The 22,783-nt window shown below is 64.5% G+C and carries 18 protein-coding genes; 6 read left to right on the top strand and 12 right to left on the bottom strand.

Annotated features, from left to right (window positions below; all coding sequences use genetic code 11):
• Positions 1 to 16: 16 nt before the first annotated feature.
• Positions 17 to 1,000 carry an AraC family transcriptional regulator gene (locus P9236_RS08470; RefSeq protein WP_278074151.1) on the bottom strand — a complete coding sequence of 328 codons (984 nt, stop codon included), beginning with the start codon at positions 998 to 1,000 and terminating at the stop codon, positions 17 to 19.
• Between the two features lie 139 nt (positions 1,001 to 1,139).
• Between P9236_RS08470 and P9236_RS08465 the strand changes: the two genes are divergently transcribed.
• Both P9236_RS08465 and P9236_RS08460 read left to right on the top strand, forming a co-directional pair.
• Positions 1,140 to 2,975 carry a monovalent cation:proton antiporter-2 (CPA2) family protein gene (locus P9236_RS08465; protein ID WP_278074150.1) on the top strand — a complete coding sequence of 612 codons (1,836 nt, stop codon included), beginning with the start codon at positions 1,140 to 1,142 and terminating at the stop codon, positions 2,973 to 2,975.
• A 10-nt stretch (positions 2,976 to 2,985) separates the two neighbouring features.
• The gene (locus P9236_RS08460; RefSeq protein WP_278074149.1) at positions 2,986 to 3,534 is read left to right on the top strand and encodes a DUF924 family protein; all 549 of its coding nucleotides are present in this window, start codon (positions 2,986 to 2,988) and stop codon (positions 3,532 to 3,534) included.
• A 4-nt stretch (positions 3,535 to 3,538) separates the two neighbouring features.
• On the opposite strand, the gene folK is transcribed toward P9236_RS08460, so the two are convergent.
• The 3 genes from folK to folP are packed head-to-tail and all read right to left on the bottom strand — an operon-like array spanning position 3,539 to position 5,248.
• Positions 3,539 to 4,051 carry a 2-amino-4-hydroxy-6-hydroxymethyldihydropteridine diphosphokinase gene (gene folK / locus P9236_RS08455; RefSeq protein ID WP_278074148.1) on the bottom strand — a complete coding sequence of 171 codons (513 nt, stop codon included), beginning with the start codon at positions 4,049 to 4,051 and terminating at the stop codon, positions 3,539 to 3,541.
• Positions 4,035 to 4,394, bottom strand: coding sequence for a dihydroneopterin aldolase (folB, locus tag P9236_RS08450; protein WP_278074147.1), 360 nt, complete (start codon positions 4,392 to 4,394; stop codon positions 4,035 to 4,037). The genes folK and folB overlap by 17 nt, the downstream gene beginning before the upstream one ends.
• 2 nt (positions 4,395 to 4,396) lie before the next feature.
• On the bottom strand, positions 4,397 to 5,248 hold the full coding sequence (folP, locus tag P9236_RS08445; RefSeq protein WP_278074146.1) for a dihydropteroate synthase: 852 nt from the start codon (positions 5,246 to 5,248) through the stop codon (positions 4,397 to 4,399).
• Positions 5,249 to 5,332: 84 nt separating this feature from the next.
• On the opposite strand from folP, the gene P9236_RS08440 reads away from it, so the two are divergent.
• Together P9236_RS08440 and P9236_RS08435 are read left to right on the top strand one after the other, a co-directional pair.
• Entirely contained in the window at positions 5,333 to 5,953 is a 621-nt protein-coding gene (locus tag P9236_RS08440; protein WP_278074145.1) for a DUF922 domain-containing protein, read from the top strand.
• Between the two features lie 233 nt (positions 5,954 to 6,186).
• On the top strand, positions 6,187 to 7,668 hold the full coding sequence (locus tag P9236_RS08435; protein WP_278074144.1) for an MDR family MFS transporter: 1,482 nt from the start codon (positions 6,187 to 6,189) through the stop codon (positions 7,666 to 7,668).
• A gap of 185 nt (positions 7,669 to 7,853) precedes the next feature.
• On the opposite strand, the gene P9236_RS08430 is transcribed toward P9236_RS08435, so the two are convergent.
• The 3 genes from P9236_RS08430 to P9236_RS08420 form a co-directional block, all read right to left on the bottom strand.
• Positions 7,854 to 8,885: an NAD(P)/FAD-dependent oxidoreductase gene (locus P9236_RS08430; RefSeq protein ID WP_278074143.1), complete on the bottom strand. Its 1,032-nt coding sequence runs from the start codon at positions 8,883 to 8,885 to the stop codon at positions 7,854 to 7,856.
• Between the two features lie 95 nt (positions 8,886 to 8,980).
• Positions 8,981 to 9,301: a 2Fe-2S iron-sulfur cluster-binding protein gene (locus tag P9236_RS08425; RefSeq protein ID WP_278074142.1), complete on the bottom strand. Its 321-nt coding sequence runs from the start codon at positions 9,299 to 9,301 to the stop codon at positions 8,981 to 8,983.
• A 124-nt stretch (positions 9,302 to 9,425) separates the two neighbouring features.
• Positions 9,426 to 9,794, bottom strand: coding sequence for an Hpt domain-containing protein (locus tag P9236_RS08420; protein WP_278074141.1), 369 nt, complete (start codon positions 9,792 to 9,794; stop codon positions 9,426 to 9,428).
• A gap of 289 nt (positions 9,795 to 10,083) precedes the next feature.
• Between P9236_RS08420 and P9236_RS08415 the strand changes: the two genes are divergently transcribed.
• Positions 10,084 to 16,281, top strand: coding sequence for a kinesin (locus P9236_RS08415; RefSeq protein WP_278074140.1), 6,198 nt, complete (start codon positions 10,084 to 10,086; stop codon positions 16,279 to 16,281).
• Positions 16,282 to 16,374: 93 nt separating this feature from the next.
• Here the strand turns inward: P9236_RS08415 and P9236_RS08410 are convergent, their stop codons facing one another.
• From P9236_RS08410 to P9236_RS08395, 4 genes are all read right to left on the bottom strand, one after another.
• A complete protein-coding gene (locus tag P9236_RS08410) occupies positions 16,375 to 16,974 on the bottom strand; it encodes an ABC-type transport auxiliary lipoprotein family protein (protein ID WP_278074139.1) in 600 nt (199 codons plus the stop codon).
• An 82-nt stretch (positions 16,975 to 17,056) separates the two neighbouring features.
• Positions 17,057 to 18,430: an MlaD family protein gene (locus tag P9236_RS08405; protein WP_278074138.1), complete on the bottom strand. Its 1,374-nt coding sequence runs from the start codon at positions 18,428 to 18,430 to the stop codon at positions 17,057 to 17,059.
• 14 nt (positions 18,431 to 18,444) lie between these two features.
• Positions 18,445 to 19,263 carry an ABC transporter ATP-binding protein gene (locus P9236_RS08400; protein ID WP_278074137.1) on the bottom strand — a complete coding sequence of 273 codons (819 nt, stop codon included), beginning with the start codon at positions 19,261 to 19,263 and terminating at the stop codon, positions 18,445 to 18,447.
• A gap of 1 nt (position 19,264) precedes the next feature.
• Positions 19,265 to 20,452, bottom strand: a complete 1,188-nt coding sequence (locus P9236_RS08395; RefSeq protein WP_278074136.1) for an ABC transporter permease — start codon at positions 20,450 to 20,452, stop codon at positions 19,265 to 19,267.
• A 77-nt stretch (positions 20,453 to 20,529) separates the two neighbouring features.
• On the opposite strand from P9236_RS08395, the gene dgcA reads away from it, so the two are divergent.
• Positions 20,530 to 21,513, top strand: a complete 984-nt coding sequence (gene dgcA / locus P9236_RS08390) for an N-acetyl-D-Glu racemase DgcA (protein WP_278074135.1) — start codon at positions 20,530 to 20,532, stop codon at positions 21,511 to 21,513.
• Here the strand turns inward: dgcA and P9236_RS08385 are convergent.
• Positions 21,484 to 22,698, bottom strand: a complete 1,215-nt coding sequence (locus P9236_RS08385; RefSeq protein WP_278074134.1) for an MFS transporter — start codon at positions 22,696 to 22,698, stop codon at positions 21,484 to 21,486. The genes dgcA and P9236_RS08385 overlap by 30 nt on opposite strands.
• Positions 22,699 to 22,783: the final 85 nt, after the last annotated feature.

The raw sequence follows: 22,783 nt of genomic DNA, 5'->3' as shown, positions 1-22,783 counted from the left end.
TCGGATGATATGTACCTTAAAATCCGAAATTCATGTCCGTTCGTCCGGAAATTGTGCGGCGCACAACGCCTGGCGAGACATTGGTGATGCGTTTGAACGCGCGCGCGAAGGATGCTTCGCTGTCATAGCCCAAACGGATTGCGACCTCGGCAACCGACAGGCCGTTTTGCCCCAGCAACTCGCGGGCAAGCTGCATACGCAGACGGGCGAGATAGTGGGCAGCGCCCTCCCCTAACACAGCCCTGAAGCGCTCGGCGAAAATCGAGCGCGATTGGCCTGCCAAGCCGGCAAGCCTTTCCAGGGTCCAGTTATGGCCGGGGTCTCGGTGCATGGCTGCCAGCGCGCGGCCGATATGAGGGTCGCGGATAGCGGCGAGCCAACCGGTGGTCGAGGCGCCAGTGCAATTGACCCAGCAGCGGATGAGCCGGGCCGTCAGCAAGTCGGCCATGCGCGACAGAATCGTGGCGCTGCCCATCTGCGGTTGCGCGGCCTCAGCCGTCATAGCCGCCAGCAAAGGACCGACGACCGGATCGTTGCCGGCCACATCGCACCCTTTGATGATAGATGGCATCAACTTGATCAGTGGATTGAGCGCACAGACGCCCAAGGCCATGGAGCCGCAGAAAAGGGTGCTTGTCGCGCCCGTCCCTTCCCGCACCACCTCACAGACATTGCTCCCCAACTTGGTCACCTGGCAACTCTCGAGCGAGTCGCCGACAACGTCCGGCGCACTGGCCAGCCGATGGGCGATGCCTTGCGGCAGCAGCGCCAGATCGCCATCGCGCAACTCCTGCCAGCCTTCCTCTTCGGTAAAAATCCAGCATGGACCCTGGCCGACAAAGTGAAAGCGAAGCAGCTTCTGTTGCGGAAAGGCGATGCTCCATGGATGCCGGAGCTCGCAGCGGCCATAGCTGACCCCACTCAAGCGAAAGTCCTGTAGGACTTCGCTGAGCGCATCTACCGGGATATGCGGAGGCGGCCGGGACGAATAGTCAGGCATTCAACCATTATATATGCCGAACGTCCGGCAGGCAAGCGGAGACCGCTTCAACGGCACCCTACCCTTCAAGTCAGTCCGCCCGCCCTTGCCTCTCCCTCCCGGTGCATGCAAGGAGTGCTTGAGCAACTGGATGACAGGCATGGCGGCGGAAGCATCGAGCAGCGATCTCGTACAGGTGGTGGCGCTGCTTGCCTCTGGCGTGATCGCCGTGCCGATCTTCAAGCGCATGGGGCTGGGCTCCATCCTCGGCTATCTGGCGGCGGGCGTGGTCATCGGGCCGTTCGGCCTCCGCGTCTTTTCCGAATCGGAAGCGATCCTCCACGTCGCTGAACTCGGCGTCGTCATGTTCCTGTTCATCATCGGCCTGGAGATGCAGCCGTCGCGACTCTGGGGCCTGCGCCGCGAAATTTTCGGGCTCGGCGCGCTGCAGGTCGGCGTTTGCGCCGTGCTGCTGACCGGCGTCGGGCTGGCCGGAGGCTTTCCGATCGCGCAGTCCTTCGTCGCCGGCGCCGGCTTCGTGCTGACGTCGACGGCGATCGTCATGCAGTTGCTCGAGGAGCGCGGCGAGATCGCCACGCCCAAGGGTCAGCGTATTGTGTCGATCCTTCTGCTCGAAGACCTCATGATCGTGCCGCTTCTGGCGCTGGTTGCGTTTCTGGCGCCCGGCGGCGCCGAAACCAGCCTGTCCGAGCGGTTGACCGAAGTCGGCATCGGCATTGCGGCGATCATCGGACTGGTGGTGGCGGGGCGCTATCTGCTCAACCCGCTCTTCCGCATCCTGGCGGACGCCCGCGCCCGCGAGGTGATGACGGCCGCGGCCCTGCTCGTGGTGCTTGGGTCGGCTCTAGCCATGCAGCTTTCCGGCCTCTCCATGGCAATGGGCGCTTTCATTGCCGGTGTGCTGCTCTCCGAATCGACCTTCCGCCATCAGCTCGAAGCCGACATCGAGCCGTTCCGCGGCATCCTGCTCGGCCTGTTCTTCCTTGCCGTCGGCATGTCGCTCGACCTCGGCGTCGTCGCCCAGAACTGGCGCCTCGTCGCCATCTACGTCGTCGCCTACATGATCATGAAGGCGCTCGGCATCTATATCGTCGCGCGCATGCTCAAGAGCGGCCACCGTGAGGCGCTCGAACGCGCCGTCTTCATGGCGCAGGGCGGCGAATTCGCCTTCGTGCTCTACTCCTCGGCGGCCGCTGTCGGCATCATCGACGGCCGGGCCAACGCCACGCTGACCGCCATCGTCATCATCTCCATGGTGCTGACGCCCTTGGCGATCGTGGCCCTGCGTTATCTTACGGCGCGCGACGAACAATCGCTCGACGGCGTCGACATCGCCGACGGTCTCACCGGCAGCGTGCTGATCATCGGCTTCGGTCGTTTCGGCCAGATCGCCAGCCAGCCCCTGCTTTTACGCGGCCTCGACGTCTCGATCATCGACAATGAGGTCGAGATGATCCAGGCGGCGGCCGATTTCGGCTTCAAGGTCTATTACGGCGACGGCACGCGGCTCGACATCCTGCATGCGGCCGGCGCGGGCCGCGCGCGCGCCGTGCTGATCTGCGTCGACAAACCGGACGCCGCCGTGCGTATCGCGCAGCTGATCAAGGCCGAATTCCCTTTGGTCACCATCATGGCGCGGGCCTTTGACCGTGGCACCGCGCTGCAGCTCATCCGCGCCGGTGTAGACTATCAGCTGCGTGAGACCTTTGAATCCGCGCTGGTGTTCGGCGGCTCGGCGCTTGAAGCTTTGGGCGTCGACCCGGAAGAGGTCGCCGAGGTCATTGAGGATGTGCGGCGCCGCGACACCGCCCGTTTCGAGACGCAGCTTGCCGAAGGCATCCGCGCCGGCCAGCGCTTCCTGAAAGGCAATATCGGCACGCCGATCCCGACGCCGCTCACGCAGCCGCGCCGCGCCGGCCGGGCACTGAACGAAGAGACGGCGGGCGTGCTGAACAAAGCAGAGACGAAGAACTGAGGAGCAACGCATGGCAGGGCTCGACGCGCGGGCGCTTTCCGTCACCAAATTCTGGCGCGAAGCCGGCGAGGACGCCTGGTTCGAGAAGAACAATGCGTTCGACACGGATTTCCGCGACCGCTTCCTGGAGCTGCACTATGCCGCCGCCGGGCGTGAATGCGACGACTGGAACGCCCATGCCGAGGGATCGTTGGCGCTGATGATCCTGCTCGATCAGTTTCCGCGCAACTGCTTCCGCGGCACCGGGCATATGTACGCGACCGATCCGCTGGCCAGGCATTTCGCCGACCAGGCGATCGCCGCCGGCCAAGACCTTGCGCTCGACGAGAGCCTGCGCGTCTTCATCTATCTGCCCTTCGAGCATTCGGAGTTGCTTGTGGACCAGCGGCGATCGGTGGAACTCACCGCCGCGCGAGCGCCGGACTATCTGAAATACGCCAATGAGCATCTGGAGATCATCCAACGCTTCGGCCGATTTCCGCATCGAAACAAAATGCTCGGCCGCCAGACGACGCTCGAGGAAAAGGCTTTTCTCGAAGGCGGCGGCTTCTCCGGCTGAGTTTTCAGCTCAGCCACCACTCCCGGCCCGACGGCAGGCGCTCGATCCCCGACGTGTCGACGACGCCGAGCCGCTCCGACACGGTTTTGCCGTCGACAACGAGGCCGGGAGCGATCTCGGCCAGCGGGGCCAGCACGAAGGCACGCTCCAGCATGCGTGGATGCGGCACTTCGAGCCCGGTCTCGTGGATCACTCGGTCACCGAACACCAATATGTCGATGTCGATCAGGCGTGGCCCCCAGCGCTCCTCGCGCACCCGCTTCAACCGTCTTTCGACGTCGAGGCAGAGGTCGAGCAGGGCGCGTGGCGGCAGCGCCGTTTCGATCGCCGCCGCGGCGTTCAGAAAATCCGGCTGGTCGAGCTTGCCCCAGGGCGGCGTGCGGTAGAGTGAGGAGACGGCGGTGACGCGCGTCTTGTCATCGCCATCCAGCATACGCAGCGCCGCGGCCATGGATTTCGCCGGGTCGCCGAGATTGCCGCCGAGACTGAGGTAGACGACGCTATTGGGGCCAGACAACGGTCACCTCGACATGATCGAGCACGCCCGGCACCGGGGCGTTCGGCTTGCGCACCGTGATCTCTGCTTTCTTGATCTGTGGAAACCGAGCGGCCAGCGCCTTCGCCACTTCCAGCGCCAGCGCCTCGATCAGGAAACGGCGGTGCCCGGTGACGATCTTCTCGATCACCGAAAAGGCGATGCCGTAATTGACGGTGTCCTCGATGGAATCTTCCTCCAGCGGCCGGCTGGGCTCGACGGTCAGTTCGGCGTCGACATAAAAACGCTGGCCGAGCGTCTCCTCCTCGTCCAGTACGCCGTGCCGGGCAAAGAAGGCGCAGTTCTTCATGCGGATGACATACATGGTCAGCGTCCGGGAGAGAGGTTTTCTCGCGCCAGCATAGCATCGGCCACCGCCAGCGCATCCACGTTGATTGCGACATCGTGGACGCGAAAAAGATCGGCGCCTTTGAGCCGCAGGATGACGCTGGTGGCCGCGGTGCCGGCCGCCCGCTCAGCAGGTTCGCGCCCCGTGACGCCGCCGATGAAACGCTTGCGCGACGTCCCCGCCATCAGCGGGAAGCCGAGCGCCTGAAGCTCGGAGAACCGCGCCATCAGATCGAGGTTTTCCTCCGCTGTTTCCTTTGCGAAGCCGAAGCCGGCGTCGAGCACGATCTGGCTATCGGAAACATTGCCGGCGCGCGCGATCTCCAGCGATTTGCCCAGGAACAGGAACTGGTCCTCGATCACGTCCGGCAACTTCTGCCGTTCGCGTCCGGTATGCATGATGATGAGGCCGGCGCCGGTCTCGGCCGCGACACGCGCTATGCCGGGCTCGCGCTGCAGGCCCCAGACGTCGTTGACGATATGCGCACCGGCGGTGACGGCCCGACGCGCCGTATCCTCGCGATAGGTGTCGATCGAAATCAGGGTCTCGCCCGATCCGGCGAGCGCCTCGATGATCGGCAGCACCCGCTCCTGCTCTTCCTCGGCGGTGATCGGGGCAAAACCCGGCCGCGTCGATTCCCCACCGATATCGATGACGGCGGCCCCCTCTTCCGCCATGCGGCGCGCCTGGGCTATCGCCTTCTCGGGCGCAATGAACAATCCACCATCGGAAAAACTGTCCGGAGTGACGTTGAGGATACCGACGACCACCGCCTTGGGGCCGAGGTCGAGATGGCGTCCATGCGCGAGCTGCCATCGCCTTGTCGTCATTGTCCATCAACCATGTGTGATCCGCGCGAAATCAATTTCGTTGCGCCGGCAACGGCCGTAAAGCAAGGTGCGTGAAGAGGCAACATGATGAACCGTCCCCTGCTCAGCGCTCTGATGCTCATCCTCGCCACCGCGCCGGCTGGCGCGGCGACTCTGGTGAAGACCTACAGCTATTTCGCCGTCACCGGCCGCACGCTGGACGACATCGAAAAGCAGCTGACAAAAAACGGTCCCGAGGTGAAGAGCACCGGCTCGAGGCACCCGGGCGCCACGCAGATGGCTTTCACCACCCGCGTCAGCTACGCGCAGACGGCGAATTCCTGCCGGATCGCGAATGCGCAGGTCACCGTGAAGGTCAAGGTAATCCTTCCGGAGTGGCGGCGGCCGCGCAAGGCCGATCCGAACGTCAGGCTGTTCTGGGACACGCTGTCGGCGGACATCAAGCGCCACGAGGAACGCCATGTCGAGATCGCCAAGAACCATGCCCGCGAACTCGAGGACGCGCTGAAGGCGACTTATCCGCAACAGACCTGCGAAGCGGTGAAGGCCAAGGCCGCCGAGATCTCTTCCGCCATCCTCGCCGAGCATGACCGCGCCCAGGTGCAGTTCGACCGCGTCGAAGGCGTCAATTTCGAAAGCCGGATCATCCGGCTTCTGCGCTACCGGATGCAGCGCATCCAAAGCGGCCAATTGCCGCCTGCTTGATCGTTGGAACCGCGGCCCGGCGAAGGCCAATCCCGCCCTAAACATGGTGCCAGATTCGAAAAACTTTCGAGCGGCGGTCGAAAACGACCTATATCGGACGACATATAGCGGGTTCGCCTCAGGCGCGCTTCGGAAGCAGAGATAGGAACGGCAAGCGGAAGACGTCCCGGAACCGGCCGCTTCTTGCGGACCGCGCACCGGCCTTTGAGCCAGCCTCTTTGAAAGAACGACGCATGGACCAGACCGTCGACAATCGCACGACGATGGCGACCTCGCCGCCGATCAGCGAAAGCGAGAAGAACGCCATTATCGGCGGCGTGCTGCTGTCGATGCTGCTGGCGGCGCTTGACCAGACCATCGTCGCTCCCGCTTTGCCAACCATAGCGCGCGCGCTCGGACACGCCGAATATCTGCCATGGATCGTCACTGGCTATCTTTTGACCGCCACGGCGATGGCGCCGCTTTACGGCAAGATTTCCGACGTCTATGGCCGCCGGCCGGTCATCTACGCCGCCATCCTGATCTTTCTTCTGGGATCGCTGGTCAGTGCCCTGGCCCCCAACATGCTGGTGCTGGTCATCGGCCGGGCGATTCAGGGCGCGGGCGGCGGCGGTCTGTTCGCGCTTGCCCAAACGGTCATCGGCGATCTCGTGCCGCCGCGCGAGCGCGCCCGCTACGCCGCCTGGATAGCCGGCACATGGGCGGTCGCCAGCGTCGCCGGTCCGCTGCTTGGCGGTGTCTTCGCCGAGCACCTGCACTGGTCGCTGATCTTCTGGATCAACCTGCCGATCGGCCTCTTGGCGATGGCAATAATCAACAACCCGCTGAAGAAGCTGCCGATCGCGGCCAAGCACCACCGCATCGACGGGCTGGGCGCCGTGCTACTGGTGATCGCCACGGCGCTGCTGCTCCTGGCGCTGAACTGGGGCGGCAGCACCTATCCGTGGCTCTCGCAGGAAATCCTCGGGCTGGTCGCCTGCTCGGCCGTGTTCTGGGCGCTGTTCGCGCTGCGGCTGCTGAGGGCCAGCGAGCCGCTGATCTCGCTCGAAGTGCTGGGCAATCCGATCGTGCTCGCCGGCACGCTGTCGTTGTTCCTGCTGCAGGCGGCAAACATTGGCGCCTCGGTCTACCTGCCGGTCTATCTGCAGTCGGTCGTCGGGCTCTCGGTCAGCGAATCCGGCACCGCCATGCTCGGGCTGCTTCTCGGCACCGTTGCCGGCGCCACATTCAGCGGCCGCATGATCCCGCGCTTCGTCCACTACAAGCGCATCGCCATGGTCGGCATCATTTTGGCGATCGTCTGCATCGGCGTGCTCAGCGCCATTGCGGGGCAAGCCTCGCTGCTCGAAGTCGAGGTCCTGACGACGCTCATCGGCATCGGCAGCGGCACGACCTTCCCGGTCAGCACCGTCTCGGTTCAGAACGCGGTCGATCGCGCCCATCTCGGTGTCGCGACCGGCGTGCTGACATTCCTGCGCTCCCTGGGCGGCGCGCTTGGCGTCGCCATGCTCGGCGCCGTCGCGATGAGCTATGGCCTGCCGCTCGCAGCCGAGGGCTCGCAGACACATATCGAGCTGACATCGGCGATGCCGTTCGTGATGATCTTCCTCACCGCCGGCATCACGCTCTTCCTGGCGCTCGTCGTGCTGGCGCTGATGCCGGAAAAGCCGCTGCGCGGCCATGACGAGAACGCCGCGCCCGTACTTGCGGAGTAGTCTCTCCGAGGTGTGTTGAGATTCAGGTCAGGCCGAGCCGAGAAAGGTAGCTTCCGAGCACCGGCCTACGCCAGCCGTAACCTTAGTTCGGCTGCTTGGCCACTCACGAGTGGCTCCGGCCGGCGAAGACCGGAAGCGCCGGAGGCTGCCGTTCGCAGGCCGGCATCCCTGAATATCAACATACCTCAGTCGTGGACGCCGAGCTTCTTCTGCAAGCTGGTCGACGAGGTCGTGTACTGGAAGACGATCCGCTCGCCGGGGCTGACGATGCGCTTGGCGGCCTGCGCCATCAGGGCGACCTCGTGGAAGCCTGACAGGATCAGCTTCAGCTTGCCGGGATACCAGTTGATGTCGCCGACGGCGAATATGCCGGGTACCGATGTCTGGAATTTCTCGGTGTCGACCGGGATCAGGTTCTCGTGCAGGTTCAACCCCCATTCGGCGATCGGCCCGAGCTTCATGGTGAGGCCGAAGAACGGCAGCATGCGGGTGCAAGGCACTTCTATATCGCCGTCCGGGCCACCCTTGATGGTCGCGGACGAGAGCTGGCCGTCGGCGCCCGCCAAGCCGCTCACCTGACCGACCAGGAATCTCAGTTGCTTCATCTCCTGCATGGCATACATCTTGTTGACGCTGTCCGGCGCCGCTCGGAACTCCGCACGCCGGTGGACGAGCGTCACGCTTTTGGCGATCGGCTGCAGGTTGAGCGTCCAGTCGAGCGCCGAATCGCCGCCGCCGACGATGACGAGGTCATGGCCGCGGAAATCCTCCATGCGCCGGACCGAGTAGAAGACGCTCCTGCCTTCATAGTCCTCGATGCCCGGGATGGGCGGACGCTTGGGCTGGAACGAGCCGCCGCCGGCGGCGATCACCACAACCTTGGCCTCGAACACTTCATTTTCGTCGGTGGTGACGCGGAACGTACCGTCCTCGAGTTTCTCCAGGCTGGAGACCATGCGGTTGAAGGTGAAGTCCGGCTTGAACGGATGTATCTGTTCGAGCAGCTTGTCGACCAGGCCCTGGGCGGTGATCAATGGCCAGCCCGGAATGTCGTAGATCGGCTTTTCTGGATAGAGCTCGGCGCATTGTCCGCCGGGACGGTCGAGGATGTCGATGAGATGGCACTTCATGTCGAACAGGCCGAGTTCGAATACGGCGAACAGGCCGACCGGCCCTGCCCCGACAATAAGTACGTCCGTCTTGATCGTATCCGTCATCAGCTCCGCCCCGTTTTGGGAAATGGTGGGGACAGTGCATGACCTATGGCCCGCTGCCAAGCAGCCACGGGAAAAATTGGAAAAGGAGAGTTGGTTCAGCCCTGGCGTTCGGGAACGCGGACGACGAGGCCGTCGAGCGCGTCGCGCACCTTGATCTGGCAGGACAGGCGCGAGTTCGGCCGGACGTCGTAAGCGAAGTCCAGCATGTCCTCCTCCATCGCTTCCGGCTCGCCGACCTCGGCCGTCCAAGCCTCGTCGACATAGACGTGGCAGGTCGCGCAGGCGCAGGCGCCGCCGCATTCCGCCTCGATGCCGGGCACCGCGTTGCGGATCGCGTTTTCCATGACGGTCGAGCCGTTCTCGGCCTCCACGTCGAATTGAGTGCCGTCATTGGCGATGAAAGTCAGCTTTGTCATTTGTCACCTGAGGAGTCGCAGCCGAGATAATCACTCCGCCGGACAAGTCAACTGCGGCGCGAAAAACGCCACCAAATGACGTTTTCAGCCAAATGACGTTTTCGGAAGGTGCTCTCGCGAGGGGCTAGCGGCTGATGGCGGCGATGAAGTCCCGCACTTCCTCGATCAGCACGCCAAGCTTCTTCAAGATGCGGGCATCCTCGGGCTGCTTTTCGATCGCCGCGGCGCATTCGGCGACGGCAAAGGCGCCGATACCGCGCGCCGAGCCCTTGAGGCTGTGTGCGAGGAGCACCCGTTCCTTGGCATCGGCATCGGCAATCTTGTCGCGCACCGAGAGTGCCTGCTGCACGAACAGCGCCAGCACTTCCTGTTCGAGCGCGCGATCGTCCATCGTCTGCCGCGCAAGATGGGCCATATCCACAGGTCGCGACCCTGCCGTTCCCGACACGTCACCGCCGGGCATGGAAAACGCGATTCCACTGTCACCACGCATACGCACTGCAACTCCCGAAAAGGCGGCCTACCGCCAAAAAATAGGCGACTTGCGTCGCCATCGCGTTAACGATTGCCAGGGAAAAATGTTGTCACAGAGGCAGCCCAAATCACGCCTCCGTTAACCTTATATTTAAAGTTTTACGTATCGCCCGGAATGCATGTTTTCTTTACCCCCGTGTGTCATTACGATACGAACGTCCATTTTCAGCCTCCTGTCTGGGACCAGACAAGCCAAAATCAGGCCAGAATCATAAGTCCCGCGGCAGCTAGTACAGGGTAGCGAAGGCATGGCTAAGAAACCGACGACGACCAAATCCCTCGAGAGCGACGTAGCCGCGGAGCTGGAAAAGGCGCTTGACCTTGACCTCAACGGCGACGAAGGCGGGCTCGACATGGCGGCGTCGATGGAAGATCTCGAGGCCCAGATTTCGGCGGCCGCGGACGAGCTGGCGCGCGAAGGCCGCAGCCAGAGGATCGAGCCGGCAAATGAGGCTCCGGCACCGAAGGCGGCGCCTCAGCCAAAGCCGGCGGAGCTCCGCCCAATCGAATCGCGCGGTTCGCAGCCGGCCGGCTTCACACCGGCTCCCGCCGGTTTCACGCCAGCCAACGACGATCGCCAGAAGGATTACCGGACGCTTTTGCATGGCCTCAACCAGCGTGCGTCGAGCACCGTCTACTGGGTCATAGCGTTCATCTCGCTCGCCTGGATCGCCGGCGCCGGCGGCCTCGCCAATCTTCTGTTCGGTCCGGACATCTGGAAGATCCGCAGCTTCGACCAATTCTTCGCCCGCCCCGAGCTGATCGGCCTGGCGGTCGCGGCGATTATCCCGGTCATTCTGTTCTGGGCCTTCGCCGCCATGATCCGGCGCGCCCAGGAAATGCGCATTGCGGCGCAATCGATGACCGAAGTTGCCTTCCGCCTCGCCGAGCCGGAAAACCTTGCCCAGGACCGTGTCATGATGATCGGCCAGGCCGTTCGCCGCGAGGTGGCGGCCATGGGCGAAGGCATCGAGCGCACTTTGGCGCGCGCCGTCGAGCTCGAAACGCTCGTCCACAGCGAAGTCAGCCAGATCGAGCGCTCCTATTCCGAAAACGAAGCGCGCATCCGCTCGCTGGTCGACGGGCTCGGCAGCGAGCGCGAAGCGGTCGTGAGCCATGCAGAGCGCGTGCGCGCCTCGATCCACGGCGCGCACGAGACGCTGCGCGACGAGATCGGCGCCGCCAGCGACATCATCCGCGACTCGATCCTCAACGCCTCGACCAAGCTGTCGATGACGATCAACAATTCGGGCGACACGCTGATCGATCGCATCAATGAAAGCTCGATGTCGATCTTCGATTCGGTGGAGACCCGGCTCGATACGATCACCGACCGCCTGTCGACCTCCGGCGAAGCCTTCGCCAGCTTGCTCGACACCCGCATCGCCAAGCTGACCGACACGACCGATAGCCTCACCCGCTCGCTGACCGACATGCTCGACGACCGCACCAGTGGCATGGTCTCGCTGCTCGGCGGAGCCGCGCGCACGCTGAACTCCGAATTCGAAGCGAGCCTCAGCGGCATCGAGCGGACACTGGCCGAACGTGGGCAGGCACTGATCAGCGAGTTCCAGACCCGCGCCGAGGCGCTCGACACCGGCACGCAGAAGCTCAACGCGGCGCTCGAGGCGCGCGCCCGTCAGATCAACGAGACGTTGGTCGAACGCGCCCGCGACATCGCCAATACGTTCGCCGAGAGCAAGGACCAGCTGTCGGTGATGATCGATCAGGGCAAGACCCAGATCGGCGCGGACATGGCCGACATCATCTCGTCGACCTCGTCCATGCTCGAAGCCCGCGCCACCGATTTCGCCGGCCGCATGGAAGCCGCCCGCCACGTCGTGTCGCGCTCATTCGACGCCGACATCCAGCGGCTAGCCGATGCCCGCGCCGGCATCGACGAAGCCATCGAAGACCACAGCCGGAAGCTCTCCGAAAGCAGCAGCCGCATGGCCGCCGCCATGCAGGAGGACCTCGCGAAATTCGCCGAGAGTCGCGCCGGCATCGATGACGCTGTGGCCAGTCAGGTCCAGAAGCTGGCCGAGGGCCGCAGCCTGATCTCGCGCGCGCTGGAAGATGACCTGCGCAAGGTCAACGAGGCGCACGCAGCCATCGATGCCTCGCTGGGCAGCCACCTCGAACAGCTCGAAGAGGGCCGCAACCGCCTGTCTCAGGCCCTAAACGAAGACTCCGGCAGACTCGTCCAAGCCCGTACGATGATTGACGAAATGGTCGCCGGTCATGTCGGCAAGCTGGCTGAGGGCCGCAACATTCTGGCGCGCGCGCTGGAAGCCGATCTCGGCAAGCTGTCAGACAGCCGCGCCTCGATCGACGGCCTGGTAGCCGGTCAGGTCGAGAAGATAGCCGAGGGCCGCGCGGTGCTCGCCAAGGCGCTGGAGACCGACATTGCCGGTATAAGGACCCTGATCGAAACCCATTCGGCCAAGCTTGCGGAAGACAGGGGCGAACTCAGCCGAGCCCTGGAAGGCGACCTGAGCGGAATCCGAGACCTGATCGACAGCCACGCCGGCAAGCTCGTCGAGGACCGCAGCCTACTGTCGCAGACGCTGGAATCCGACCTCGCCAAGCTCGCCGAAAGCCGCGCCTCGATCGACGGACTGGTCGCCGGCCAGGTCGAGAAGCTCGCCGAAGGCCGCGATATCCTCAAGCGCGCCCTGGAAGCAGACATAAACACCATCAGAGGTGCCATCACGGGACATTCCGAGCGGGTGCAGGAGGAACGCGCCCAGCTGTCAAAGGCTTTGGAAACCGATCTGCATACGGTCAGCGGTGCGATCGCCGACCATCAAAACAGGCTCGTCCAGGATCGTTCGGCATTGTCGAAGGCTCTCGAGGACGACCTCGCCAAGCTCGCCGAAAGCCGCTCCAGCATCGACGGCCTGGTCGCCGGCCAGGTCGAGAAGCTCGCCGAAGGCCGCGATATCCTCAAGCGAGCCCTGGAAGCCGACCTCAATACCATCCAAGGCGCCATCGTCGATCATTCGCAGAAGATCAGCGACCATCGTGCCGAGCTGTCGCGCGCTCTCGATTCCGACATGGTTAATGCCAGCGGCCTCATGCAGACCCACGCCGACAGGCTTTCGCAGGACCGCGCGGCACTGTCCAAGGCCCTGGAGGACGATCTCGCCAAGCTCGCCGAAAGCCGCTCCAGCATCGACGGGCTGGTCGCCGGCCAGGTCGAGAAACTCGCCGAGGGTCGCGACATCCTCAAGCGCGCCCTGGAAGCGGACCTCGCCAAGCTCGCCGAAAGCCGCGCCTCGATTGACGGCCTCGTTGCCGGCCAGGTCGAGAAGCTCGCCGAAGGGCGCGACATCCTCACGCGCGCCCTCGAGGCCGACCTTGCCAAGCTCGCAGAAAGCCGCGCTGGTATCGACGGCCTGGTTTCCGGCCAAGTGGAGAAGCTCGCAGAGGGTCGTGATATCCTCAAGCGTGCGCTCGAAGCCGACCTGCAGAAGCTGGCCGAAAGCCGCGCCGAGATCGACGGCGTCATTGCCGGCCATGTCGGCAAGCTGTCGGAGGGCCGTGACATGCTGGCCCGCGCCCTGGAGGACGATCTCGCCAAGCTCGCCGAGGCGCGCAAGGACGTCGACCGCTCGGTGTCCGGGCACATCGACCAGATCGCGGCCAAAAGCGGCGACATCTCCGCGGCGATCGCCGCCGATGTCGAGAAGATCGAGCAGGCCTTCAGCCGACAGACCGGCATTATCGAGGAACGCTCGGCCACCATGGAACGTGCGCTGTCGACCGGCGTCGACAATGTCCGCGGCGTGCTTGAAAAGACCGCCGTCTTCGTTGCCGGCGCGCTGCGCGACAAGGTGATGGAAGTCACCAGCGCTCTGCACGAACAGGCCGGCGCCGCCTTCAGCGACGCCGATCGCAAGATCGCCGAGCGCGCCGAGCAGACTTCGGCCGCCCTGCTTGCCAGGGCCGAGGACATCGCCAACGCTTTCGAGGCCGCGGATCGCCGCCTGCATGAACGCGCGCAGGACACATCCAGCATGCTGATGGCCCGCGCCGACGATGCATCCAATTCGCTCATGGCCCGCGTCGAGGAAACCGCCGACAAGCTGGCCGCACGCGCCAGCGAGATCGCCGGAACCTTCGATGCCGCCGACCAGAAGCTGGTCGCCCGTGCGGTCGAAACGGCGCAGTCGCTGGCCGCACGCGCCGGCGATATCCTGCGCAACTTCGAGGGCGCGGACGAGCGGATGGGCATGCGCATCTCCGAATCGGCCGAAGCGCTGGCCGCACGCGCCTCGGATCTCGGCCGCATCTTCGATGCCGCCGATCAGCATCTGATCTCGCGCATCGCCGAGGGATCGGAAGCGCTGTCGTCGCGGGCGTCCGAAATCGCCCGTATCTTCGACGACGCCGACAGCCGCCTGGTGTCGCGCATCGCCAGCAGCACCTCGACCATCGGCGAACATGCCGACACCATTGTCGGCGCATTCGCGGCCACCGAGCAGCGCGTCGCCGATCGCGCCCGCCAGACCGGCCAGGAGCTCGCCGTCCACGCCCGCGAGATCGAGCAGGCGCTTGCCGGCGCCGACGAGCGGCTGGCGTCGAGCGCTGCCGCAGCCGCCGCCCGAGTCGAGGAACAGGTGGCGAGCGTCGAGAACCGCCTCTCCTACAGCGCCGAAACGATGGGCCAGAAGCTCAGCGAGCAGGTGTCCAGCGCCGAAGCCCAGTTGATCTCGCGCGCCAACGTCATCGCCGAAACCTTCACCGCGGTCGGCCAGCACATCGGCCAGAGCACCAACGAGGCAGCAAAGACCATCGGCGCCAACACCCGCGAGCTCAACACCATGCTTGCGGCGCGCTCCGCCGAGATGTCGAGGATCCTCGACGAGACGGCGCGTCCCCTGGTCGAGCGCTTCGTCCAGGGCGGATCCGAGCTGCAGAAGAGCGTGGAAGAGGTCACAGAACGAGCGACCGAGAAGCTGCGCAGCGAAAACGCCGTTCTCGTCAACGCGCTTGCCAGCCGCACGGCCGAAACGCTTTCGGCCGTCGAGGGCGCGCGCTCGACGCTGGCCGACAGCGTTGCCGACCTCATCGGCCGCATGGGCACCTCCAGCGCTCAGCTCAGCCAGCTGATCGACCAAGCTGCCGTCAACCTCGGCCAGATCGAGGAACGGCTGAACGGCAGCACACAGAGCTTCGCCTCGACCACGGAAAAGGCAGCCCAGACCTTTGCCAGCTCGGCACGTCTCGTCGACTCCAACACCACGCGGCTGACCGACCTGTCATCGGCGACCTTGCGCGAGGTCGCATCGATCGCGACCAAGTTCGACGAGCATAGCCGTCTGCTATCGAGCGCCTCCAATCTGCTCAGTTCCGCGCAGAGCAATCTGGAGCACACGCTGGAGCGGCAATCTTCGCTCGAGGATCTCGCCGTCGGCCTGGTCAAGAAGTCGGAAGACCTCGAGAAGGTCATGCGCTCCTTCGAGAACCTCGTCGGCCAGACGATGCAAACCGCCGAGGGCCGCACGATGGAATCGGCGGAGAAGATCCGCACGGCCATCGCCGAGGTCGTCGATTCCGCCACGCGGCGCTTCGCCGACGCGACCGAGGAGATGCGGCGCACCGCCAGCTCGATCAAGAGCGAGCTGGATCTTACCCGCGCCGAGCTCAAGAAGGGCGTCATCGAGATGCCGGAAGAGGCCAAGGAATCGACGTCTGCAATTCGCCGCGCGGTCTCCGAGCAGATCAACGCGCTCAAGGAACTATCGGATATCGTTGCAAAATCCGGCCGCAGCGGCAGCAGCGAGACCGGCGAGCCGCGTGGCTTGCGCCCCGCACCGCAGGCTCCTGCCCGACCCGCCGAGCAGCCGCTGCGCCGTCCGCCCGCGCCGCCGCAGCCGGAGCGCCGGACGCCGCAGGCACCGCTCGCGGAGACCACGCTGCGCGGCACGCTCGATCTCGAACGCCCCGCCGAGGCGCCGCGGCGCGATCCGAACGGACGCACGCCGCAAGGCGGCTGGGTGCGCGATCTGCTGACCAACGCATCGCGCGAGGAGGACCTGAAGCCGGCCGCCCCGGCGGAAGCGCCGCGCGCGGCGCCTGCCCAGCGTTCGCCGCTGCATGTCATGGAATCGCTCAACTCGCTGTCCGTCGACATCGCGCGGGCTATCGACCATGACGCCTCGATCGAGTTGTGGAACCGCTATCGCCGCGGCGAGCGCGACGTGTTCACGCGCCGTCTCTACACTCTCAAGGGGCAGCAGACCTTCGACGAGATCCGTCGCAAGTACCAAGCCGAAGCCGAGTTCCGCGCCGCCGTCGATCGCTACTGCGACGATTTCGAAAAACTGCTCAAGGACGTGTCGCGCAACGACCGCGACAACATCATGGCGCAGACCTACCTGACGTCGGACACCGGCAAGGTCTACACCATGCTGGCCCACGCCAGCGGCCGCCTGCACTGACAGGGGCAGGTAAGAGAATACAAAAGGCGGGCCGTCGGTCCGCCTTTTTCATATCCGGTTTTGTAAAGTCGATTGCTCAGTGTAATCCGGCGCTCAGATCACCGAATCCGTCCAGCGAACGATGTCCTTCGCCGCCTGGCCGAAGGCACTGTCCAGCGCGTCGACATAGGCAGCGTTGCCGCGGCCCGAGATCGGCGCGCTCGCGGTGAAGCTCTTCGAGGCGCGCACCTCGCCGTTGCGGTCGTTGAGAATGCGCACGAAGAGGTCGACGTCGGCATGTTCGCCGCCATTGACGCGGACTTCGAAGGAGCGGACTTCGACGATGATCTGATAGTCGATCGCCAGCCCCTCGCCCGGCTTGCCGACGCCGGCAAAGCTGCCGGAGCGCTGGAAGGTCTCGGCGAGCCTGGCTTGAACGATCAGCGGCAGGCGGTCCGCCCACTGCGCGCCCTTGAGGAACTGGATCGACTGGTCGGAAGGCCTGATGACGATATTCTGGCTGTCCAGCGCCTTCAGCGCCGAGGGCTGGGCGATCAGGATCTGACGGCGGCTATGGCCGTGCATGTCGACCGACGGAGCGGAAAGCTCGAACGTGTCGAGCGGCGCCGGCTTGCCTCCCAGTGCCGCGCAGCCGGCTAGCGTCAACGCGAGCGCGGCGGCGGCAACCGACTTCAACCCTCTACCCGATTTCACGCACGATCCCCGTTATGTCCCCGGATCTGACGATCAACTTACAGCTGCAAGCCTATGTTCTTGGCGTTCGCGGCAGCCGAAGTCAACGCCGCGCCCTGCCATCAAACTGACGAACTTCTCCCTCGCCACCTGTCAGGATGCGCTGCGGATTGCGGCTGAGATCGGTCACCGCCTCCTCGATGCGGTTGATGGACCGGCGGCTGTCCTGCACCAGCGCTTCCACATTCTGCAGCCCCGAGCCTGAGAAACGCGACAGATTGTCTACGATGGTGCCGAGGCGGGAGTTCAGCGTGTCGGCAACCTGCTTGAAGGATTTCAGCGTCGACCTGGCATCGGCCATCACGCCGTTGGCCTCGCCGGATCCGAGAAGCTGATCGACCTTGGCGAGGATGCCGTCGACGCGCACCGAGGCATCGTTGAGGCGCTGCGCGAGCTGGCGGGCATTCTTGATCGTATCGTTGATGTCGTCGGAGCGGTTGGCGATCTTGTCGGTGACCTTGGCGATGTCGGCGGCCGCCTTGTTGGCGCTGTCACTGGCTTTCTGGATGTTGGCGAGCGCCGTGCGGACGTCGTTCGGATCGATGCCGTCGAGCACGCCATTCACCTTGGCGAGCGTGCCTTGCGTCTGCTTGGCGAAGTCGTTGATCGAGCCGACCGCGATGTTGACGTTGTCGATGGTCGCGTCGAACTGCTTCGAAGTTTCCTTCAGGTTCGCCGTGACCGTGTCGACATTGGCGACGATGCTCTTGATCCGGTCCTTGTCGACGGAGTTGAGCAGGCCCTCAGCCGCCGTCAGCGTGCTATCGAGTCGGCCCGACACATTCTGCAATTGCTCCGAAAGCGAGCTCACGGCGGACAGGAACTTGTCGATACCGTCCGAATTCTTGGCCAGCGCATCGGAAAAGGTCTCGACGTTCTTGACGGTCTGCGTCAGCGGACCGCGAACGTCCTTGGTGAAGCCTTCGAGTTCGGAAAGCACTTTGTCGGCGCGAGTGAAGATGTTCTGCGCCGTCTGCAACAAGTTGGTCACGGCCGAAGGATTGGCGACGATCTCGGGGATCCTGCCCTCCTTCTCCGCCTCGTCGAGCAGCTTGGCTTCCTTGGGATCCGCACCCCTGAGCTCGATATTCGCCTGACCGGTGAGGCCCGCCAACCCAATGTCAGCCTGCGTCGACTTGGTGATCGGCGTCATGCGGTCGATCTCGGTGTCGGCGATGGCGACGGTGGGGTTGTCGACGTCGATATAGACCCGTTTGACATCGCCCACCTTGACGCCGTTGAACAAGACGAAGCTGCCGCGGCCAAGGCCCGAAGCCGAGCCGGGGATGCGCACGCGCAGCATCGTCGTCTCGCCCCGTTCGCCGATTGCGGCGGTCCAATAGACGAAGGCGAAGGCCGCAAGGATCGCAGCCAGCGTGAAGATGCCGACAATGACGTAGTTGGCTCTGGTTTCCATTGCCTCACTTATGGCTAAGCGCGCGCCGCAAGATCAAGTTGCCGGGCGCGTTTTCCGCGGAAATAGGACTTTACCCACGGCTCTTCGCTCTTCAGCATGTCGTCGATCGTGCCCTCGACCAGCACCCTCTTCTTGCCGAGCACCGCCACGTGGTCGCAGGCGGTGAACAGCGTGTCGAGGTCATGCGTGACCATATAGACCGTCAAATCCATCGTATCGCGCAACTTGACGACCAATTCGTCGAACTCGGCCGCGCTGATCGGATCGAGGCCCGATGTCGGCTCGTCGAGAAAGACGATGTCCGGATCGAGCGCCAGCGCGCGTGCCAACGCCGCACGTTTGATCATGCCGCCCGACAGCTCGGAGGGGAATTTCTGCGCCGCGTCCGGCGGCAGCCCGACCAGCTCGACCTTGAGCATGGCGAGCTCGTCCATCAGTTTCTTCGGCAGGTCAAGATATTCGCGCATCGGCACCTGCACGTTTTCCTGCACCGTCAGCGCCGAAAACAGCGCGCCGTGCTGGAACAGGACGCCGAGCCGCATGTCGATGCGCAGGCGCTCGACCTCGCTTGACTTGTCGACGTCGACGCCGAACAGCTTGATGGTTCCCGATTGCTTGGGCATCAGCCCGAGGATGGTACGCAGCAGGACGGACTTGCCGGCGCCCGAGGCGCCGACGAAGCCCAGGATCTCACCACGCTTGATGTCGAGCGAAAGCTTGTCGAGGATCAGCTTGTCTTCGATGGCAACGGTGACGTCCCGGACCGAAAGCACGATCTCGCTTTCATCCGCGTCCTGCGTCGTCTGGGCTCCATTGCCGTTCGCGATGGCCATCTCAGAACTCGATCGCAGCGTAGAACATGGCGAAGAGCCCGTCGAGGATGATGACGACGAAGATAGACTTCACCACCGAGGCGGTAACGTGCCGACCGAGCGATTCGGCGCTGCCGCCGACCTTCATGCCCTCCACGGAAGCGATGGTGCCGATGATCATGGCCATGAACGGCGCCTTGATCAGTCCGGCGAAAATAGTGCTGAGATCGATGGCGACACGCAGCCGGTCGATGAAGGCGGCCGGGGGAATGTCGGAATAGAGCCAGGCCGCGATGATCCCGCCGCCAAGCGCGGCGAAATTGGCGATGATCGTCAGACATGGCAGCGCGATCACCAGGGCGACGAGCCGTGGAAACACCAGCACGCCGATCGGGTTGAGCCCGATCACCTTCAGCGCGTCGACCTCCTCGCGCATCTTCATCGAGCCGATCTCGGCGGTGATGGCGCTGCCCGAGCGGCCGGCCAGCATGATCGCCGTCATCAGCACGCCGAGCTCGCGCAGGATCAGCACGCCGACGAGGTCGACGACGAAGATGTCGGCGCCGAAATAGCTGAGCTGATAGGCGCCTTGCTGGGCGACGATGGCGCCGACGATGGCCGACATCAGCACCACCACGGGGATGGCGCCGACGCCCATGCGGTCGATCTGGTTGAAGATGGCGGCCGGATTGACGGCATGGCCGCGGCCAAGCTTCAACTGCGCGCCGCGGATGGTGGCGCCAAGGATATTCATCGAGGCCAGGAAGTCGTCGCGCATCTCGTAGACGCGGCGTCCGACCAGTTCCAGCGCGCGCAGGACGATGTTGGGTGGCCCGGCCGGTCCCGATTCGGGTTCGCGCCGCACCGCGTCGCCGACCGCGCCGAGCAGGATCGAGGCGATCTCGCTCTGGCCCTGCACATGGACGTCCACGCCCTTCTTCTCGAAGGCGCTGGCCAGCCGGTCGATCAGCCAGGCGCCGGCGGTGTCCATCTTCTCGATCTGGGAAAGGTCGAGCGTCAGCGTCTTGGCGCCGTTGCGTTTCTCGATCTTGCGCATCTCGGCATCCACCGATGCGACGGTCCGCGTCGTCCAGACGCCGGAAAAGGCGCAGCCGAGCACGCCGCCCTCCTCGCCGACGGCGATACGAGGCTGGTGATTGGCCTCACCGGCAGGCGTGCGGCTTGCGTCGCGTTTGCGGATGGTCAACATGGCGTCCTGTTTAGCGTGACGGGACTGGCGTGTCGATTTGCCGGCAGACCGGTGTCGCACAGCCGGAGAAGAAAAATATGGCGCGTGTCATTTCGGTCGAGGCCGAGCGGTTTCCGATCGCGGGCACCTTCACCATCTCGCGCGGATCGAAAACCGAGGCCGAGGTCATCACGGTGACGATCGGCGATAACGGACATGTCGGGCGCGGCGAATGCGTGCCTTACAGGCGCTACGGCGAGACGATGGAGGGTGTGCACGCCGCGATCGAGGCGATGCGCGGCCAGATTATCGGCGGCATCGGCCGCACCGCCCTGCTCGCGGCCATGCCGGCCGGCGCGGCCCGCAACGCCATCGACTGCGCCCTGTGGGACCTCGAGGCCAAGCTGAGCGGCAAGCCGGTGGCGGACGCGATCGGCGTTGCTTCGGCGAAGGCGCTCGAAACCGCCTACACGCTGTCGCTTGCTGAGCCGGAGGCGATGGCCGCTCAGGCGCGCGCCAACGCCTCGCGGCCGTTGCTCAAGGTCAAGATCGGCGGCGACAACGATATGGCAAGGATTCGCGCGGTGACGGAAGCCGCCCCGCAAAGCCGCATCATCCTCGACGCCAACGAGGGTTGGACCGACGACAACATCGAGGCCAATCTTGCCTTTGCCGCCGGGCAGGGCATTGCGCTGGTCGAGCAACCGCTGCCCGCCGGCCGTGACGGCATCTTGCGCGAGATCGCGCATCCCGTGCCGATCTGCGCCGACGAGAGCGTGCATGAGGCGAAGAACCTCGAAGAGCTGGTCGGCCTCTATGACGCCGTCAACATCAAGCTCGACAAGTCGGGCGGCCTGACCGAAGCGTTGATTCTTCGCGACCGCGCGCGCGAACTGGGTTTCGGCATCATGGTGGGCTGCATGGTCGGCACGTCGCTCGCCATGGCGCCGGCAGTGCTTTTGGCTCAGGGAGCCGATTTCGTCGATCTCGACGGCCCGCTGCTGCTTGCGCGAGACCGCGAGCCGGGTCTCGCCTACCAGGGATCGCTTGTGTCACCCCCTGACCGGGCACTGTGGGGCTGAGCGCGCGGCAAGGCCGATCAGCACCAGACCGACGATCGCAATCGGAATCATCGCCAGGAAGCCGTCGACGCCGAGACGGTCGTAGAGCGGTCCCGAGGCAAGCGTCACCGCGGCCATGAAGAAGCCGTTGAAGAAATAGGCGATGCCTTGCGCGGCGCCCGTGCGCTCTTCGGAAACCGTTTCGCCGATCATCTTCTGCAAACCGATCAGCACCATCGCCACCGACACCGCATGCAGCGTCTGCACGCCGAAAAAGCCGGCGACGCCGAGGCCGAGCGGCCAGACCAGCGGAAAGGCGATCCAGCGCACGATCGAGCCGATGCCGGCGATGACCATCACCCTGACGACCGAGACGGACGCGAAAATGCGGTTGAAGAGCACGAACATGCAGACCTCGGAGACCACGCCCCAGGCCCAGAGCAGGCCGACGACGGAATCGCTGATGCCGATCGACTTCCAATAGATCGACACGAAACCATAGAGGAAGGCGTGGCTTGCGGTGATGATGCCGACGCCGAGGGTGAAATAGAGGAAATAGGCATTGAAGAGGCTCGGCGCGGAATGCTGGATATCGATCGCCGACAGCGGCGAGGCCTTGCGGGGCCGCCCCATGCGCGGCGCCCACAGCCCTGCGACAAGGGCTGCCGCAAGGGCCACGAAGATGATCGCCGGAACGGTTTGAGGGCCAGTGGCCGCCAGGATGAAGCCGCCTACCACATTGGCGCAGAGATAGGCGATCGAACCCCATTTGCGCATGGCAGTGTAGTTCGAGCCGAAGCGGCGCACGCCCGACAGCGCCAGCGAATCGGCCATTGGCGAATGCGGCGTCCACACGATCGTCAAAACAAGCGATACGGCGAGCACGATCGCATAGGTGGCGGGCAGGAAATAGCCGGCCGAAATGATCATCGACGCCGCAACCAGAGCGACATAGACGTTGGCGCGATCCTTCGCCCGATCGGCCAGTGCGGTCAGCATCGGCGTCGTCACGACGCGCAGGAACATCGGCGCGGCCAGGATGACGGCGATCTGCTCGGCATGAAAACCCTTCGCCTCCAGCCAGAGCGGGAAATAGGGCAGATGCGTGCCCTGCGACACGAACAAGGTCGCGAAGATCAGGCTCATGCGCAGTTCGAAATGGCTCGGCTTGACGAGTTGCTCAGGCGAAAGCGGCGGCAGCGGCATGAATCGATCCAATTACGCTGCATTCCACGACCTGCAACGCGTTTCGATCCCTATCATGCGGCAAAGCGCGGCGGAACTGCCTGGA

Source organism: Mesorhizobium sp. WSM4884 (assembly GCF_029625675.1).
Lineage (GTDB): Bacteria > Pseudomonadota > Alphaproteobacteria > Rhizobiales > Rhizobiaceae > Mesorhizobium.
The sequence above is the reverse complement of the archived record's forward strand: the minus strand, read 5'-3'. Positions and strand labels throughout refer to the sequence as shown.